General features: G+C 66.3%; 14 protein-coding genes. 13 read left to right on the top strand and 1 reads right to left on the bottom strand.

Going from position 1 to position 15466, the window contains the following annotated elements:
* Positions 1-88 precede the first annotated feature (88 nt).
* The 3 genes from U5A65_RS10540 (at position 89) to U5A65_RS10530 (ending at position 3591) form a co-directional block, all read left to right on the top strand.
* The gene (locus tag U5A65_RS10540; RefSeq protein ID WP_321946232.1) at positions 89-304 is read left to right on the top strand and encodes a TOBE domain-containing protein; all 216 of its coding nucleotides are present in this window, start codon (positions 89-91) and stop codon (positions 302-304) included.
* A 220-nt stretch (positions 305-524) separates the two neighbouring features.
* Positions 525-1697, top strand: coding sequence for a porin (locus tag U5A65_RS10535; protein WP_321909510.1), 1173 nt, complete (start codon positions 525-527; stop codon positions 1695-1697).
* A gap of 214 nt (positions 1698-1911) precedes the next feature.
* Positions 1912-3591, top strand: a complete 1680-nt coding sequence (locus U5A65_RS10530; protein ID WP_321909512.1) for a metallophosphoesterase family protein — start codon at positions 1912-1914, stop codon at positions 3589-3591.
* A gap of 39 nt (positions 3592-3630) precedes the next feature.
* Here the strand turns inward: U5A65_RS10530 and shc are convergent, their stop codons facing one another.
* Positions 3631-5664: a squalene--hopene cyclase gene (shc, locus tag U5A65_RS10525; protein WP_321909513.1), complete on the bottom strand. Its 2034-nt coding sequence runs from the start codon at positions 5662-5664 to the stop codon at positions 3631-3633.
* Positions 5665-5728: 64 nt separating this feature from the next.
* Here shc and U5A65_RS10520 point away from each other — a divergent pair, with 64 nt between their 5' ends.
* The 10 genes from U5A65_RS10520 to U5A65_RS10475 all read left to right on the top strand — a co-directional run bounded on the left by U5A65_RS10520 (position 5729) and on the right by U5A65_RS10475 (position 15459).
* Positions 5729-6436: a TetR/AcrR family transcriptional regulator gene (locus tag U5A65_RS10520; RefSeq protein ID WP_321909515.1), complete on the top strand. Its 708-nt coding sequence runs from the start codon at positions 5729-5731 to the stop codon at positions 6434-6436.
* 118 nt (positions 6437-6554) lie between these two features.
* A complete protein-coding gene (locus tag U5A65_RS10515; RefSeq protein ID WP_321934157.1) occupies positions 6555-7514 on the top strand; it encodes a 4-hydroxyproline epimerase in 960 nt (319 codons plus the stop codon).
* Positions 7514-8683, top strand: coding sequence for an FAD-dependent oxidoreductase (locus U5A65_RS10510; protein WP_321946449.1), 1170 nt, complete (start codon positions 7514-7516; stop codon positions 8681-8683). The genes U5A65_RS10515 and U5A65_RS10510 overlap by 1 nt, the downstream gene beginning before the upstream one ends.
* Positions 8676-8951: a 2Fe-2S iron-sulfur cluster-binding protein gene (locus tag U5A65_RS10505; RefSeq protein ID WP_321909518.1), complete on the top strand. Its 276-nt coding sequence runs from the start codon at positions 8676-8678 to the stop codon at positions 8949-8951. The genes U5A65_RS10510 and U5A65_RS10505 overlap by 8 nt, the downstream gene beginning before the upstream one ends.
* Positions 8948-10216 (top strand): FAD-dependent oxidoreductase, encoded by a 1269-nt coding sequence (locus tag U5A65_RS10500; protein ID WP_321946231.1) that lies wholly within the window; start codon positions 8948-8950, stop codon positions 10214-10216. The genes U5A65_RS10505 and U5A65_RS10500 overlap by 4 nt, the downstream gene beginning before the upstream one ends.
* A 100-nt stretch (positions 10217-10316) precedes the next feature.
* Positions 10317-11099 carry an AraC family transcriptional regulator gene (locus tag U5A65_RS10495; protein WP_321909521.1) on the top strand — a complete coding sequence of 261 codons (783 nt, stop codon included), beginning with the start codon at positions 10317-10319 and terminating at the stop codon, positions 11097-11099.
* 170 nt (positions 11100-11269) lie between these two features.
* The gene (locus U5A65_RS10490; protein WP_133180379.1) at positions 11270-12184 is read left to right on the top strand and encodes a dihydrodipicolinate synthase family protein; all 915 of its coding nucleotides are present in this window, start codon (positions 11270-11272) and stop codon (positions 12182-12184) included.
* 90 nt (positions 12185-12274) lie between these two features.
* The gene (locus tag U5A65_RS10485) at positions 12275-13312 is read left to right on the top strand and encodes an Ldh family oxidoreductase (protein ID WP_321946230.1); all 1038 of its coding nucleotides are present in this window, start codon (positions 12275-12277) and stop codon (positions 13310-13312) included.
* 87 nt (positions 13313-13399) lie between these two features.
* On the top strand, positions 13400-14062 hold the full coding sequence (locus U5A65_RS10480) for a response regulator (RefSeq protein WP_201696283.1): 663 nt from the start codon (positions 13400-13402) through the stop codon (positions 14060-14062).
* On the top strand, positions 14059-15459 hold the full coding sequence (locus tag U5A65_RS10475) for an ATP-binding protein (RefSeq protein WP_321933676.1): 1401 nt from the start codon (positions 14059-14061) through the stop codon (positions 15457-15459). The genes U5A65_RS10480 and U5A65_RS10475 overlap by 4 nt, the downstream gene beginning before the upstream one ends.
* Positions 15460-15466: the final 7 nt, after the last annotated feature.

Genomic DNA, 15466 nt, shown 5'->3' with positions numbered 1-15466 from the left:
CTGCTGCGGGAAACCCTGATTTCCTGAAAGCCACGCAGCGCGGTATGGTCCAGCGCTTCGCCACCCAACCTCCATACGTTTGCGAATCATGGATATTCCAGCGCCCCGCGTTCGCAACCAGTTTCCCGGCCGAATCGTCGGCATCATCAGAGGAGCGGAGCAATCGGAGGTCGATGTCGCCACGGCGGCGGGCATCTTCACCTCCGTCATCGAAACCCGGACTCTGGACCAGCTCGGCCTGAAAGCCGGCGCGATGGTCGTTGCCATCGTCAAATCGTCTGACGTCAGCCTTTCAGTGCCTTGACGCGTCATTTCGACCGGCTGCCTGTCAGCGTCGGCTCCCTGCTATTTGGTTGAATTATCAACCATCATTTGAAACCTAACGCGTCCCATGAACTGAAGGCATCAAGAACCTAAACGAAGTTTCATTTTAAGGGCCATTTTCGACACGTTTGCGTCATTGCCCGCGCATAAATTTCCGGTTCCGCCACACACGAAGATCTCTCCTTCTCTACGGAACTGAAATGAAAAAAGCGTTGTTGAACATCCTCGCGCTCGCGGCGGCCGCCGCCTGCACGAGCGCTCACGCACAAAGCAGCGTTACGCTGTACGGCACGGTCGATGCGGGCCTCGACTACGTCAGCAATCAGAAGTCGTCCACGGGTCATGGCACGACCTGGGGCATGCAGTCCGGCAACGTGAGCACGAGCCGCTGGGGCCTGCGCGGCACGGAAGACCTGGGCGGCGGGCTCAAGGCGATCTTCGACCTCGAGAACGGCTTCTCGGTCGTCAACGGCAAGGGCTCCAACGGCGGCTATATGTTCGGCCGGCAAGCGTGGGTGGGACTAGGCAGCGACCAGTACGGCACGCTCACGCTCGGGCGCCAGTACGACGCGCTCGTGGACATGATCGCGCCCATGTCGGCCACGGGCTCCGGCTTCGGCGGCAACCTCGCGATGCACCCGTTCGACAACGACAACCTCAACAACGACGTGCGCATGAACAACGCCGTCAAGTTCCGCAGTGCAACCTACGCGGGCTTCCAGGTGGAAGGCGCCTACGCGTTCAGCAACCAGGGCGGCGGCTTCTCGAACAATAACGCCTACACGATGGGCGCTTCGTGGAACGGCGGCCCGATCAACCTGGCCGTGGCCTACTTCCAGGGCAACGAGCCCGGCTCGACCACCAACGGCGCGCTGAGCGCCGGCAGCGGCACCGACAACGATCCGATGTTCGTGGCCGCGCGCACCCGCACGCTTGGCGCGGGCGGCAGCTATACGATCGGGCCGGCCAAGGTGGGTCTCGTGTTCACGCGCACGATGGTTGCCGAACCCACGCAGATCGCCCAGGGCGGCTCGCTCAACGCGTTCGACGCCGACTACCTGACGTTCAATAACTTCGAACTGAACGGCCGTTACGCGCTCACGCCGCAACTGAGCCTGGGCGGGTCCTATACCTATACGGACGGTTCGGTCAGTCGCGCAGAGGGCAACGCGTCGCCGCACTGGAACCAGTTCATGCTCCAGGCCGACTATGCGCTGAGCCGCCGTACCGATGTGTATCTGGAGGGCGTGTATCAGCGCGTTTCCGGAGCGCAAGGCATTCCGGTGCTCGGCAATGCGTCGATTTATAACCTCGCGGCTTCGTCGAGCAATACACAAGCCGTCGTCGCGGCGGGGATGCGCCTGAAGTTCTAAGCTCATGCTTAACGGCTAACCGAGAAGTCGCAGCGGGCCGCGCGGGAAAAGCGCGGCCCGCTGTGCTGCGTAGAATAAGGGCGGTGTCATCGCCAGGTCATGCAAGCGCGCCATCGTTGCGCAGACACTCACCCTGCGATGCTTGCGCCCGCGCGCGTCAGTCATGCAAGTCCGTTAGCGCAGGCTTCGCCTTCTGCTCCCAAGGCGAGACGACATGACGAAAAAAGACATCCCCGAGAATGCATCCACCGAAAGCGGCGCCAGTGTCTCGCGCCGCGGCTTCCTGAAGCTTGCCGGCGCTTCCGGCTTTGCGAGCGCCGCCAGCGCGTTTGCGGGCAGCGCGAAGGCCGACGCCTCCACACCCGACGGCACACCTGAGCAGATCCACCTCACCTGGGGCGAAGACCCGACGCGCGAAGTCGTCGTTTCGTGGGCATCGCTCGCCTCCTCCACGAATCCGCGCGTGATCTACAGCGCCGATCGCGGCAAGCGCGAGACCGTGCACGCCATTCAGCGCACCTATACCGACGGGCTCACGGGCAATGTCGTGTTCACCTATCACGCGCGGCTGCGCGGGTTGGAGCCGGCCACGACCTACCGCTACGAAGTCACTGCCGATAACGACAGCCGCACGAGCAGCCCGTTCAGTTCGAGCTTCGCCACCGCGCCGCGCGCTCGCGCGCCGTTTCGCTTCACGAGCTACGGCGACCTCGCCACGCCGAACACGGGCTGGGTGCTGTCGTCGCCGCAAAGCCGCTTCGCCGTGGAAGCCGTGGAGCGCTTCCAGCCGCTCTTTCATCTGCTCAATGGCGACCTCTGCTACGCGAACCTGAATCCCGCGCACCAGACCGACGTGTGGCGCGACTTCGGCAACAACAACCAGACGTCGGCGGCGAACCGTCCGTGGATGCCGTGCCCCGGCAATCACGAGATCGAGTTCTACAACGGTGCGCAGGGCCTGAATTCGTATCTCACCCGTTATACGCTGCCCGATAACGGCACGCATTTTCCGGGCCGCTGGTACAGCTTCCGCGTGAGCAACGTGCTGTTCGTTTCGCTCGACGCCGACGACGTGGTCTACCAGGACGCCGCCGCCTTCGTGGCCGGCCCCTCGCCGCTCGTGCCCGCCGCGAGCACGGGCAACGCGCCCATCCAGCCCGGCTCGTCGTTCTACGTGCGCGGCTACAGCAACGGCGTGCAAACGCGCTGGCTCGAAGAAACCCTGAAGCAAGCGAAGAACGACGACGATATCGACTGGATCGTGGTGCAGATGCACCAGGACGCGCTCAGCTCGTCGAAAACCGGCAATGGCTCGGACAAGGGCATACGCGAAGCGTGGCTGCCCCTCTTCGACCGCTATGGCGTGGATCTCGTGGTGTGCGGCCACGATCACGACTACGAGCGCAGCTACCCGGTGCGCGGCTGCAATCATCACGCGGGCGTCGACGCGAAAACCGGCGTGAGCGTCGACACGCTGCAGCCGCGTCCCGTCACGCATGCCCAGGGCACGGGCAACACCTTCGACACGAGCCACGGCACGATCCACCTGATCCTCGGCGGTGGCGGCACGAGCGCACCGCTCGACGTGTATGGCGTGGATGCCGGCAACGGCAATCCGCAGGCACAGGTGTTCACGAAGCCCAACCACCCGGCGCCGGGCGCGACCGCGGGAACCTTCGCGCGCCCGACTGCCGATGCGCTCGAAGACGCGATCTGGTCGGCGCAGCGCGATACGGGCACGGGTTATGGCATTGCGGTGTTCGACGTCGATCCCGGCACACATGGCGGCAAGACGACGATCACGATGAACTACTATCACGCGCCGGGCGCCGATCAAACGCCGACCGGAAATTATGAGTTGTTCGAAACGATTACGCTGGCGAAGTCACGCTAAGCCAGCAATGCGGGGCGCTTGCGCCCCGCGTCGAATGCACTATGCGAGTGCGGCCTCTTCCACTTCGCGCACTTCGACAGCACTGCCCGCCAGCCGCCGGTAACGCGACAGCGCCCACAGCGGGAAATACGCCGTGTAGCCGTGATACTTGAGGTAGTAAATACGCGGGAAGCCCGGCGCATTATGCGAGCGATGCCACCAGAACCCGTCCTCCTGCTGCACGGATAGCAAATACGCCACGCCGCGCCGCACCGATTCGGATTCCCAGTCGCCGAACGCCATTTGCGCGAGCAGTGCCCACGCCGTGAAATTCGACGTGCTTTCGCCGCCATTGGTGCCGGCCAGGCGCGGGTCGATATAGCTGTCGTTGGTCTCGCCCCAGCCGCCGTCCGCGTGCTGGCGCGCGCGCAGCCACGCGAGCGCGCGCGCGATGTACGGCTGACTCGGGTCCTCGCCTGCGAGCGCGAGACCCGCCAGCACGCTCCACGTGCCGTAGATGTAGTTGGTGCCCCAGCGGCCCCACCAGCTGCCGTCGGCGTGCTGCGTGGCCTTCACGTACTCGATGGCGCGCGCGAGCGCCGCCTTGTCTTCGGTGCGGCCCGTCACGCCGAAGCACAGCAGTACGCGGCCCGATACGTCTTCGGTTGGCGGGTCGAGCAACGCGCCGTGGTCCGCGAACGGAATCGCATTCAGATAGAGGCGGTCGCAATCGGCGTCGAAAGCGGCGAAGCCGCCGTTGCGCGATTGCAGGCCGCGCATCCAGTCGAGCGCTCGCGTCACGCGCGCCGCGTAGGGGTCCACGCCCGTTTTGCGGGCCTCCGTGCGGCCACGACGATGGAGCATGGCGACGACCACGGCCGTGTCGTCGATGTCGGGATAGTACGGGTTCTCATACTGGAAGGCCCAACCGCCAACCGGCGTGTCCGGCTGCGCGTTCTCGATCCAGTCGCCGCGCACGTCGTCCACCTGGCGCGCCGCGAGCCACTCGTACGCGCGCGCAATGCGCTGCTCAAGTTCGTGCCCGGTGATCGTTGCCGACGCCGGATCGGCGGGCACGACCGTACGCGCCTGCTCGAGCGCCATCGTGCTCCACGCCGTGTCCCAGACCGGCGAAAGGCACGGCTGGCAATACACGCTGCCGTCCGGGCGCTCGACGAGCAGCTTTTCCAGCGCATTCTCGCAATCGCGGCGCAGCGGATGATCTTCAGGATACCCAAGCACCTGCATCATCTGGTAGCTGTAGACGATCGGCGGAAAGATGCCGCCCATGCCGTCCTCGCCGTTCATGCGCTCGGCGCACCAGGCCTCGGCGTGCTTCATGGCGCGCTGGCGCAGCGCGCGCGGCAGCAGCGGCTCAATATGGCGCAGCGCCCGGTCAGCCGCGAGAAAGAACCGGCGGATGCCCTTGCCGCGCGCAAAGTATTCGCGCTCCTCTTCGGGCGGCGTGACGAACAGTTCGGCAATCGATACATCATGAGGATTGGCCGCGCGCGCCTTCAGCGAGCAGAGCGCGAGCAGCGGCACCATGGTCGTGCGCGCCCAGTAGGCGACCTTGTACATCGAAATGGGCACCCACTTCGGGAACAGCACGAATTCGATCGGCATGAACGGCGTGGCGCGCCACGGCACCTGACCGAAGGTGGCGAGGAGAATGCGCGTGAACACGTTCGACTTCGCCGCGCCGCCGAGCTTCAAAATGGCTTCCCGCGCGCGCACCATGTGCGGCGCGTTCGCCGGGTCCCCCGCCGCCTTCAACGCGAAATACGCCTTCACGCTGCACGAGACATCAGGCGCACCATCCACATAGAGGTCCCATGCGCCGTGCGTTTGCAAGCGCTGAATGTCGCGCAGATAGCGCGCCATCTTCTCCTGGCGTACCGCGTCGATCTTGCCCATGAAATGCATCATGAGGATGTATTCGGCGGTGATCGTGGCGTCCGATTCGAGTTCGAAACACCAGCTTCCATCGGCATCCTGCTGTCGCACGAGCGCTTCGCGGCCGCGAATGATCGAGGCGTCGAGCGCCGCCATGGCGGCTGCGGAAGCGGTAAAAGGCGGGGGGATTTTTTTCATCGGCGGATCATACCATCCGTACGGAATGTTTAGCCGCGAAGCCTGCAATGGTATGATCGGCGCCATGAAAGACTCCTCCGTCAAGGCGCCCGCGCGCGCGACAAGGCGCAGCGCGAAGGCGGCTGACGCAGCGGCTCCCTCTGCCCCGGCGGTCTCGAAGCCTGCTTCCCCACGCGAGGACACGGCTCCAGCCGCCGGCACGCGCCGCAAGAAAGCCCCGGCCCAGGTGCGCGCGCAATTGCTGCAGGCGGCTTCCGATATCGCCACCGACCAGGGCGTACCCGCCGTCACGCTCGATGCGGTAGCCGAACGCGCGGGCGTGACCAAGGGCGCGTTGCAATATCACTTCGCCAACAAGCAGGGCTTGCTCGATGCGCTCTTCGAGCAGACGCTGGAGCGATTCGAGCAGCAGATGCATGCGCGCATCGAAGAAGGCGAGGCAAAGGGCGCGCCCAAACACGGCGCGGCCGCGCGCGCCTACTTGCACACGACCATCGACGAAACAAGCCCCGCCGCCAGCACCAACGTGCTGCGCGTGCTGGTGGCCGCGATGATGACCGATCCCGCGATTCGCGAGCGCTACGCCGCGCCCATGCGCAAGTGGACGCGCCCCGACCCGCTGCCGCTCGAAGCCGCCGCCCGCCTGATGATCTGCCGGCTCGCCGCGGACGGCCTGTGGATCTCCGACCTGCTCGGCTACCAGAACATGCCGCCGCGCCTGCGCGCCGAAGTGGTGCGCCAGCTGGAGCAACTGGCGCTCGTGAAAGACTAAAGAAAGCATGCGCCAGGGATCACCCTGAGCGCCGCGCATTCACACGCGGCGCACTATGCCGAAATCGTCACCGCGCAAGGGCCGTTCGAGCAAGACGGCCAAAATGGCGCGACCTACGATTGTCGGCATGAAAACCCTGACCGTTATCGACTCCCACACGGGCGGCGAGCCTACGCGCCTCGTGATCGCAGGCGGCCCCGAGTTGGGCCACGGCCCGCTCGCCGAACGCCTCGCCGTTTTCCGTCGCGACTTCGACCGCGTGCGCGCGGGCGTCGTCAACGAGCCGCGCGGCTCGGACGTGATGGTCGGCGCGTTGCTGTGCGAGCCGCATGATCCGTCCTGCTCCGCCGGCGTGATCTTCTTCAACAACGTCGGCTTTCTCGGCATGTGCGGGCACGGCACCATCGGCCTCATCGCGTCGCTCGCGCATCTCGGGCGCATCGCGCCCGGCGTGCATCGCATCGAAACGCCGGTGGGCAACGTCGAGGCCGAACTGCACGCCGACGGCAGCGTCACCGTGCACAACGTGCCCGCGTATCGCTACCGCCAGGCCGTGCCGCTCGACGTGCCGGGCTACGGCCGCGTGCATGGCGACATCGCCTGGGGCGGCAACTGGTTCTTCCTCGTCGCCGATCACAACCTCACGCTCGAGGCGGGCAACGTCGAAGCGCTCACCGAAGCCACGTGGGCCATGCGCCAGGCGCTCGAAGCGAACGGCATCACCGGCGCGGACGGCGCGTTGATCGACCATATCGAACTCTTCGCGCACTCCGACGTTGCGGGCATCGACAGCCGCAATTTCGTGCTATGTCCCGGCAAGGCCTACGACCGTTCGCCGTGCGGCACCGGCACGAGCGCGAAGGTCGCCTGCCTCGCCGCAGACGGCGCGCTCGCGCCCGGCGCGCAGTGGCGGCAGGAAAGCATTATCGGCAGCGTGTTCGAGGCGAGCTATGAAACCGCGCCCGAACTCCCCGCAGGCTACGTGCGCCCGAGCATACGCGGCAGCGCGCATATTAGCGCGGAGTCCAAACTGATTTTCGCCGACGACGATCCGTTCGCGTGGGGCATTCCCGCGTGATGCAAGGTTCGAGCGGTCAACACGATGTTGCCGTCGATGTTGTCGTAATCGGCGCGGGCATCGTGGGCGCGGCATGCGCGCATGAACTCGCGGCGCAGGGCCTGAATGTGCTGGTGATCGAGCGCGCGGGCGTGGGCGGCGGCGTGACAGCAGCCGGTATGGGCCACCTCGTCGTAATGGACGACACGCCCGCCGAATTCGCCCTGAGCGCGTGGTCGCTGGCGCTGTGGCACGCGCTCGCTCCGCGGCTCGACGAACGCCATGCGTTCTTGCGCTGCGGCACGCTCTGGGTCGCTGCCGACGACGAGGAACTGGCGCTCGCGCAAGCGCGCCAGCAGGCGTTGCATCAGCAAGGCGTGGCGTGCTCGATGCTCGACGTGCACCAGTTGCGCGAAGCCGAACCGGGCCTGCGCCATGGCCTGGTAGGCGGCATGATCGTCGATAACGACGCTGTGGTGTACGCGCCTGCCGTAGCAACATGGTTGCTCGAACAACCGGTTAGCGGACGCATTACCTGCCGCACGCAAACGCAAGTCACGCGTATCGACCGCGCGGGCGTGCATCTCGCCGATGGCGAGGTCATCGGCGCGGGTGCGGTTCTCGTCGCGAACGGCCTGCAAGCGCTCGATTTACTGCCGCGCCTGCCGCTACAGGCCAAGAAGGGCCACCTGCTCATTACCGACCGCTACCCCGGCACGATTCGCCATCAGATTCTCGAACTCGGCTATATCAAGAGCGCGCACAACGCGAGCGGAACCTCCGTTGCGTTCAACGTGCAGCCGCGGCCAACCGGGCAATTGCTGATCGGCTCGTCGCGCCAGTTCGACAGCACGGACCCCGCCGTCGAGCCTGCGATTCTCGCGCGCATGCTGCGCCGCGCCGCCGAATATCTGCCGCAATTGCCCACGCTCAACGCGATTCGTGCATGGACGGGCTTTCGCCCCGCATCGAGCGACGGCATGCCGCTGATCGGCCCCGCTGCCTCGTTCGCCGATGATGACAGCCATCCGTCCACGTGGCTCGCCACCGGACACGAGGGCCTTGGCGTCACCACAGCGCTCGGCACCGCAAAGCTGATTGCCGCGCAAATACTCGGACGCCCCGCCGAGATCGACGCGACGCCGTATCTCCCCGCGCGCTTCGCTGCCCAAGGGGCTGTGCATGTCTGAAACCAGCACGACGTTGACGATTGACGAATACCAGGTGAGCGTCGCGCCAGGCAGTTCGGTGGCAGCAGCCATCGCCATCGCTGCACAGGCACGGCACGCTGCGCTCGTCACGCGGCGTTCGGTAACCGGCGCGCTGCGCGGGCCGTTGTGCGGCATGGGTATCTGCCAGGAATGCCGCGTCACCATCGACGGCGTGCCGCATCGGCTCGCATGCCAGACGGTTTGCCTCGCGGGCATGAACGTCGTTACCGGGAATGCAGCGCCATGAAGTTCGATATCCTGATCATCGGCGCCGGACCGGCTGGATTGAACGCCGCGCGTATCGCCGCAGAGGCGGGCGCGAGCGTAGGCATCGTCGATGACAATGCGCTGCCTGGCGGCCAGATCTGGCGTCAGGGTCCCAGCCATCGCGCCACGGGCCCCGCACGCGCCTTGCTCGATGCCCTCGCCGCACGAGCGAACGTCACGCTGCTAAGCGGAACCCGCATCGTGCAAGCGCTGCCAGGGCGACAACTGCTCGCGGAAAGCCCCGACCGGGCGCTCACGCTCGCTTACGACAAGCTCATCGTCGCTTCGGGCGCGCGCGAACGCTTCCTGCCCTATCCCGGCTGGACTTTGCCGGGCGTCACCGGCGCGGGCGGCTTGCAGGCGCTCATCAAGGGGGGCATGCCCGTGCGCGGCGAGCGGATCGTGATCGCGGGCAGCGGGCCGCTGCTCTGGGCCGCCGCCTTGACCGCGCGCCAGCATGGCGCGACGATCGCCGCCATCGTCGAACAGGCGCCGCCGCAAGCGGTGCGCCGCTTCGCGGCGGGCCTCGTCCATACGCCCGCGAAACTCGCTCAGGCGCTGCGCATGCGCTTCGATCTGCGCGCCACGCCTTACTGGTGCGATGCCTACGTGAGCGAGGCAATCGGCACTACGCGCGTGACGCAGGTGCGCGTGCGCCGCGGCAACAACGAAATACTGGTCGATTGCGACCGGCTCGCGTGCGCCTATGGCCTCGTGCCCAATACGGGCGTCGGCGCAGCGCTCGGTTGCAAGTTGGACACCCACGCCAACGCTCCCGCCATCGCCGTGAACGAATGGCAACAGACCTGCGCCGAAGCCATCTACGCGGCTGGCGAATGCACGGGCGTGGGCGGCATGGAACTCGCGGCGGTGGAAGGCCGCATCGCCGCATACGCCGCGCTCGGGGACAACACGAACGCCCGGCAGCTGTTCGCCGGGCGTGAACGCTACCGCCGTTTCGCCGAGCGCCTGCACGCGGCGTTCGAACTCGCTCCCGCGTTGCGCGCGCTCCCGCAGCCCGACACCGTGTTTTGCCGGTGCGAGGACGTCGCGTATCGCGACGTTGCCCGCCATGCGTCGTGGCGCGACGCCAAGCTGCAGACGCGCTGCGGCATGGGCCCCTGCCAGGGCAAGATTTGCGGCGAAGCGGCGGCGTTCTGCTTCGGCTGGCCGCAAAACAGCCAGCGCCCGCCCTTCTCGCCCGCGCGCATCGACACGTTGCTGCACGCGGAAACGACGCCTTAGCGCGGAAAAAGCACCGCACACGTTTTTTGTTGCAGATGCGCGGGCGCGCGCAAATCGGCACAATGGAGTTTTCTGCCGATCCCGCCCCAAGCGCCACGCGATGCCCGAACTGGTCCTGCCCGCCGCCCTCGAAAACGCCACGTTTGCGCAGATGGTCGCGCATTTCACCATGCTCGAGCCGCTGTTCGACGCCATGCCCGACGTGGTGTTCTTCGTGAAGGACGACGAGGCGCGCTACGTGATCGCGAACACCACGCTCGCCGCGCGCTGCGGCTTCAAGGACAAACGCGCGCTGCTCGGCAAGACGGCCGAGCAGGTTTTCCCGTCCCGCTTCGGCCACAGCTACACCGCGCAGGACCAGGCCGTGGTGCGGCTGGACAGCAGTCTCATCGACCAGCTCGAACTGCACCTGTATCCGGGCCGGCAACCGGGCTGGTGCCTCACCTCGAAAGTCCCGCTGCACGACGCGCGCGGCCGCGTGCTGGGCGTGGCGGGCATTTCGCGCGACCTGCAGGCCGCCGAGGGCACGCATCCCGCTTACCAGCGGCTCGCGGTCGCCGCCAAGTACATCCAGGACAACTATGCGCAACCGCTCAAGCTCGCGCACCTGGCGAAGCTCATCAACATGTCGGTGGCGCAGATCGAGCGCTACTTTCACAAGATCTTTCACCTCACGCCGCGCCAGATGCTGCTGAAAACGCGCCTGGACGCGGCCTCCGTGCTGCTTGCGAGCGACCTGAGTATCACCGACATCGCCACGCAATGCGGCTATAACGATCACAGCGCGTTTACGCGGCAATTCAAGGCCACCGTGGGCGTGACGCCAAGCCAGTATCGCGCGTTGCTGCAAGCGCCCGCCAGCGCGCAGACGCCCGGCGCCTAAGCGTCGCGTGTGCAGGCCAGGGTTCTCCCCAGGCCACGCCCGACTATGCAGATTTCGTCTTTTTGAAGCACGAAAGGCCCCAAGCGCCAAACGATTTGGACAGCGATACTGCACTCACATTCAACACGTACCGCGGCGCGAGCCGCTACGCATTCAAGGAGTGAGTCACAGTGAGCGCTATCCAGTGGAGCGGGGTGTTTCCCGCCGTCAGCACGCAGTTCAAGGCGGACTTCTCGGTCGATATCGACGCCACGCACCGGGTGGTGAGCAATCTCGTCAAGGACGGCGTGTCGGGCCTCGTGGTGTGCGGCACCGTCGGCGAGAACACCTCGCTCGCGACGCATGAAAAGATTGCCGTGATCGAAGCCGCGCGCGACGCCGCCGGCGGCAAGGTGCCGGTGATCGCGGGCATTGCCGAATTCACCACCGAGTTCGCGCGTCAAACCGTGAAGGAAGCGGCACGCGTGGGCGTGGACGGCGTGATGGTCATGCCGGCGCTCGTGTATTCCTCCAAGCCGCACGAAACGGCCGCGCATTTCCGCGCCGTAGCCTCCAGCACCGACGTGCCGGTGATGGTCTACAACAATCCGCCGATCTACAAGAACGACGTCACGCCCGACATCCTGATCGCTCTTCAGGATTGCGAAAATATCGTCTGCTTCAAGGATTCGTCGGGCGATACGCGCCGCTTCATCGATCTACGCAATGCCGTGGGCGACCGCTTCGTGCTGTTCGCGGGCCTCGACGACGTGGTGGTCGAAAGCGTGGCCGTGGGCGCGCAAGGCTGGGTTTCGGGCATGTCGAACGTGTTCCCGAAGGAAGGCGAAACGCTTTTCCGTCTTGCGAAGCAAAAACGCTTTGACGAAGCGCTCGCGCTGTATCGCTGGTTCATGCCGCTGCTGCACCTCGACGCACGTCCCGACCTCGTGCAGTGCATCAAGCTGTGCGAAGAGCTGGTCGGCCGCGGCAGCGCAGTCACGCGTCCCCCGCGCCTGCCGCTCGAAGGCGAGGCGCTCGCGCACGTGAAGGCCGTGGTCGAGAAGGCGCTCGCTACGCGTCCCGCCCTGCCGGACGTCGGTCTATAAACTGATGTAAGCACGCCTCTCTCCAGCGCTTTTTCCAGATCACCGAAACCGGGCCACATTGGCCCGGTTTGTCTTTTTACACGGGATGCCATGTCCAGCACCGTCACGAACGACGCACCCGAACCGGTCGTCCTCACACTCGACGAAGTCTTCACGCTCTCGCGCAACGTGCTGCTGCGGCACGGCATGTCCGAGGCGCATGCCGATGCGATCGCGCGCGTCATCACGCAAGGCCAGCGCGACGAATGCCACTCGCATGGCATTTATCGCCTGCTCGTTTGCGCGCGTTCGCTCAAGAGCGGCAAGGTCGATGCGCGCGCCGAGCCCACGCTGCGCGATATTGCGCCCGGCGTGCTGGCCGTGGACGCGCACTATGGCTTCTCGCTGCTCGCATTCGAAACCGGCCTGCCCGCGCTCGCGCAGAAAGCGCGCAGCCAGGGCATCGCGGCGATGACCATCAACCACTGCTTTCACTTCTCGGCGCTGTGGCCCGAGGTCGAAGCCATCGCAGCGCAAGGGCTCGTGGGCATCGCGATGAACCCGAGCCATAGCTGGGTTGCACCGGCGGGCGGCACGACCGGCGTGTTCGGCACGAATCCGCTCGCGTTTGCGTGGCCGCGCGAAGGCGGTCTGCCGTTCGTGTTCGACTTCGCCACGAGCGCCATTGCGCGCGGCGACATCGAACTGCACGCGCGCGAGGGCAAACCCATTCCGCCGCACTGGGCGGTCGATTCCGACGGCCAGCCCACCACCGACGCGCGCGCCGCGCTGGACGGCGCGATGCAAACGTTCGGCGGCCACAAGGGCTCGGCGCTCGCGGCCATGATCGAGCTGCTTGCGGGCGCGCTGATCGGCGACCTCACGAGCATGGAGTCGCAGGCCTTCGACGGCGGCGCGGGTGCGAGCCCTTGCCACGGCGAGCTCGTCATTGCGATCGACCCCAGGCGCTTTGGCGGCGACGGCTATGCAGCCGGCCAGGCGCGTGCAGAGCGGCTCTTCGCCGCCATCACGGCGCAGGGCGCGCGCTTGCCGTCGCAGCGCCGGTTCGAGGCGCGCGGGCGCAGCGAACGCCACGGCGTGAAGGTGCCGCGCGCGCTCTACGACGATGTGCTGAAACTCCTCGACTGATTGCCGGGCGCTCCCCTCGCGTGACGCTTAAGCACCGGTTAAGCCGGGATGAGCGACAATGTAAGGCTGGAATAAGGGGAGCGAGCGATGCGCCTGTTGCTGGTGGAAGACGATGAAATGATTGCCGAAACGGTGCTCGACTCGATGCGCCGCGAGGGTCATGCCGTCGACTGGGCGCGCGACGGGCGGGAAGCCGAGCTTTCGCTCGACAACGACGTGTATGACCTCGTGCTGCTCGATCTCGGTCTGCCGAAGAAAGACGGCATCGAGGTCCTCAACGGCTATCGCCGCAAGGGCGGCGAAGCGGCCGTGCTGATCCTGACCGCGCGCGACTCGGTCACGGACCGCATCGCCGGGCTCGACGCCGGCGCCGACGACTACCTGATCAAGCCCTTCGATCTCGACGAACTGGCCGCCCGCACGCGCGCCATGCTACGCCGCCGCACGGGCCAGAAGCAGCCGGTCTACACGCACAGCGGCCTCTCGCTCGACCCCGCCGCGCACGAAGTGACGAAAGACGGCGAGAGCGTCGCGCTCGTGCCGCGCGAATTCGCGCTGCTGCGCGTGCTCATCGAACAGCCCGCGCGCGTATTCACGAAGGCCGAACTCGAAGAGCGCATGTACGGCTGGGGCGAGGAAGTCGGCAGCAACGCGATCGAGGTGCATGTGCACAGCTTGCGCCGCAAGATCGGCACCGACCAGATCGTGACCGTGCGCGGCGTGGGCTATCGGCTCAAGAGACCGGAATGAATTCCATCCGCCGCCGCCTGCTGGGCTGGCTCATCTGCGGCTTCGCGGCCGCTTCCTTGGTGGCGGGCTACGGCATTTTTCACACGGCGCGCGACGAAGCGGGCGAGTTGTTCGATTACGAGCTGCATGCCGTGGCGCTTTCCATGCCCGCGAACGTCGCAACGGCGCGCGAGGTCGAGCAGTCCAGCCCCGGCTTCGACGAGATCGCCGACGACCGCATTCTCATCCAGATCTGGGACCGCGAAGGCAAGCTGATTTACCGCTCGCAGGAAACGCCTGTCCTGCCGCGCCAGTCCACGGGCTTTCGTACGATCGAAGACGACGAAGTGCATTGGCGCGTGTACGGCATCGAGCAGCCGGAACGCTTCGTTCAGGTCGCACAGCCCATTTCCGTGCGCGATTCGCTGGCGCTGCACCTCGCGCTGCATACGTTGTGGCCGCTCGCGCTGCTCGTGCCGGTGGCGATCGTGCTCGTGCTGTTCGTGGTGACGCGCGGGCTCGCACCGGTGCGCGCGCTGTCGGCGCTGCTCGCTGCGCGCTCGGCGCATGCGCTGGAGCCGTTGCGCCTCGACGGTTCGGTGCCCGTCGAGCTGCGCCCGCTCGTCGTCGCGCTCAACGATCTGCTGGACCGCTTGAACGCGGCCTCGCAGGCGCAGCGCACCTTCATCGCCGACGCTGCGCACGAGCTGCGCTCGCCGCTCGCCGCGCTCAAGCTGCAATGGCAGGCGGCGCTGCACGACGGCACGCTGAACGGCGAGCCGCGCACGCTCGAGCGCATGCAAACCCGCCTGAACCGGACGATACGCCTCGTGCAGCAACTGCTCACGCTCGCGCGCGAAGATGCGCAGGCGAGCGCGCCCGCCACGATCGTGAGCCTGCGGCGGCTGGGCGAGCAGGCCATCGGCGACTTCTCGCTGCTCGCGGAGGAAAAAGGCATCGACCTCGGCCTCGAATCGCGGCCGCCCGTGACACCCGAGTCCATCTGCAACGTGAGCGCCGACGCGCACGGACTGAACACGCTGCTGAACAACCTGCTCGACAACGCGATCCGCTACACGCCAGCCGGCGGCAAGATCGATCTCCTGCTCACGCGCTCGCAGGACACGCTCGGCTTCGAAGTCATCGATAACGGGCCCGGAATTCCCGAAGGCGATCTCGAACGCGTGCTCGACCGCTTCTTTCGCGGCGATCATGCCCAGGGCACCGGCAGCGGGCTTGGCCTGTCGATCGTGGCGCGCATCGCGCAGCGTCAGGGCCTGACGTTCACGCTGCGCAACAACCCGGGCGGTCGCGGGCTCACGGCGGCGGTGAGCGGGCTGCCCGCAAACGACGAGCCCGTGACCAGCACGAATGCGCCCGCCAGCCGAGCCGCCCGGGCGACGAGCGATTCGGCCTGAGGCCGCA

The organism is Paraburkholderia sp. J10-1 (assembly GCF_905220165.1).
Taxonomy (GTDB): domain Bacteria; phylum Pseudomonadota; class Gammaproteobacteria; order Burkholderiales; family Burkholderiaceae; genus Paraburkholderia.
Note: the sequence above shows the minus strand (reverse complement) of the source record. Positions and strands in the feature narration are given on the sequence as shown.

Coding starts and splice junctions, on each gene's coding strand:
- U5A65_RS10540 (WP_321946232.1), top strand. CDS start 89: ATGGATATTCCAGCGCCCCGCGTTCGCAACCAGTTTCCCGGCCGAATC.
- U5A65_RS10535 (WP_321909510.1), top strand. CDS start 525: ATGAAAAAAGCGTTGTTGAACATCCTCGCGCTCGCGGCGGCCGCCGCC.
- U5A65_RS10530 (WP_321909512.1), top strand. CDS start 1,912: ATGACGAAAAAAGACATCCCCGAGAATGCATCCACCGAAAGCGGCGCC.
- shc (WP_321909513.1), bottom strand. CDS start 5,664: ATGAAAAAAATCCCCCCGCCTTTTACCGCTTCCGCAGCCGCCATGGCG.
- U5A65_RS10520 (WP_321909515.1), top strand. CDS start 5,729: ATGAAAGACTCCTCCGTCAAGGCGCCCGCGCGCGCGACAAGGCGCAGC.
- U5A65_RS10510 (WP_321946449.1), top strand. CDS start 7,514: ATGCAAGGTTCGAGCGGTCAACACGATGTTGCCGTCGATGTTGTCGTA.
- U5A65_RS10505 (WP_321909518.1), top strand. CDS start 8,676: ATGTCTGAAACCAGCACGACGTTGACGATTGACGAATACCAGGTGAGC.
- U5A65_RS10500 (WP_321946231.1), top strand. CDS start 8,948: ATGAAGTTCGATATCCTGATCATCGGCGCCGGACCGGCTGGATTGAAC.
- U5A65_RS10495 (WP_321909521.1), top strand. CDS start 10,317: ATGCCCGAACTGGTCCTGCCCGCCGCCCTCGAAAACGCCACGTTTGCG.
- U5A65_RS10485 (WP_321946230.1), top strand. CDS start 12,275: ATGTCCAGCACCGTCACGAACGACGCACCCGAACCGGTCGTCCTCACA.
- U5A65_RS10480 (WP_201696283.1), top strand. CDS start 13,400: ATGCGCCTGTTGCTGGTGGAAGACGATGAAATGATTGCCGAAACGGTG.
- U5A65_RS10475 (WP_321933676.1), top strand. CDS start 14,059: ATGAATTCCATCCGCCGCCGCCTGCTGGGCTGGCTCATCTGCGGCTTC.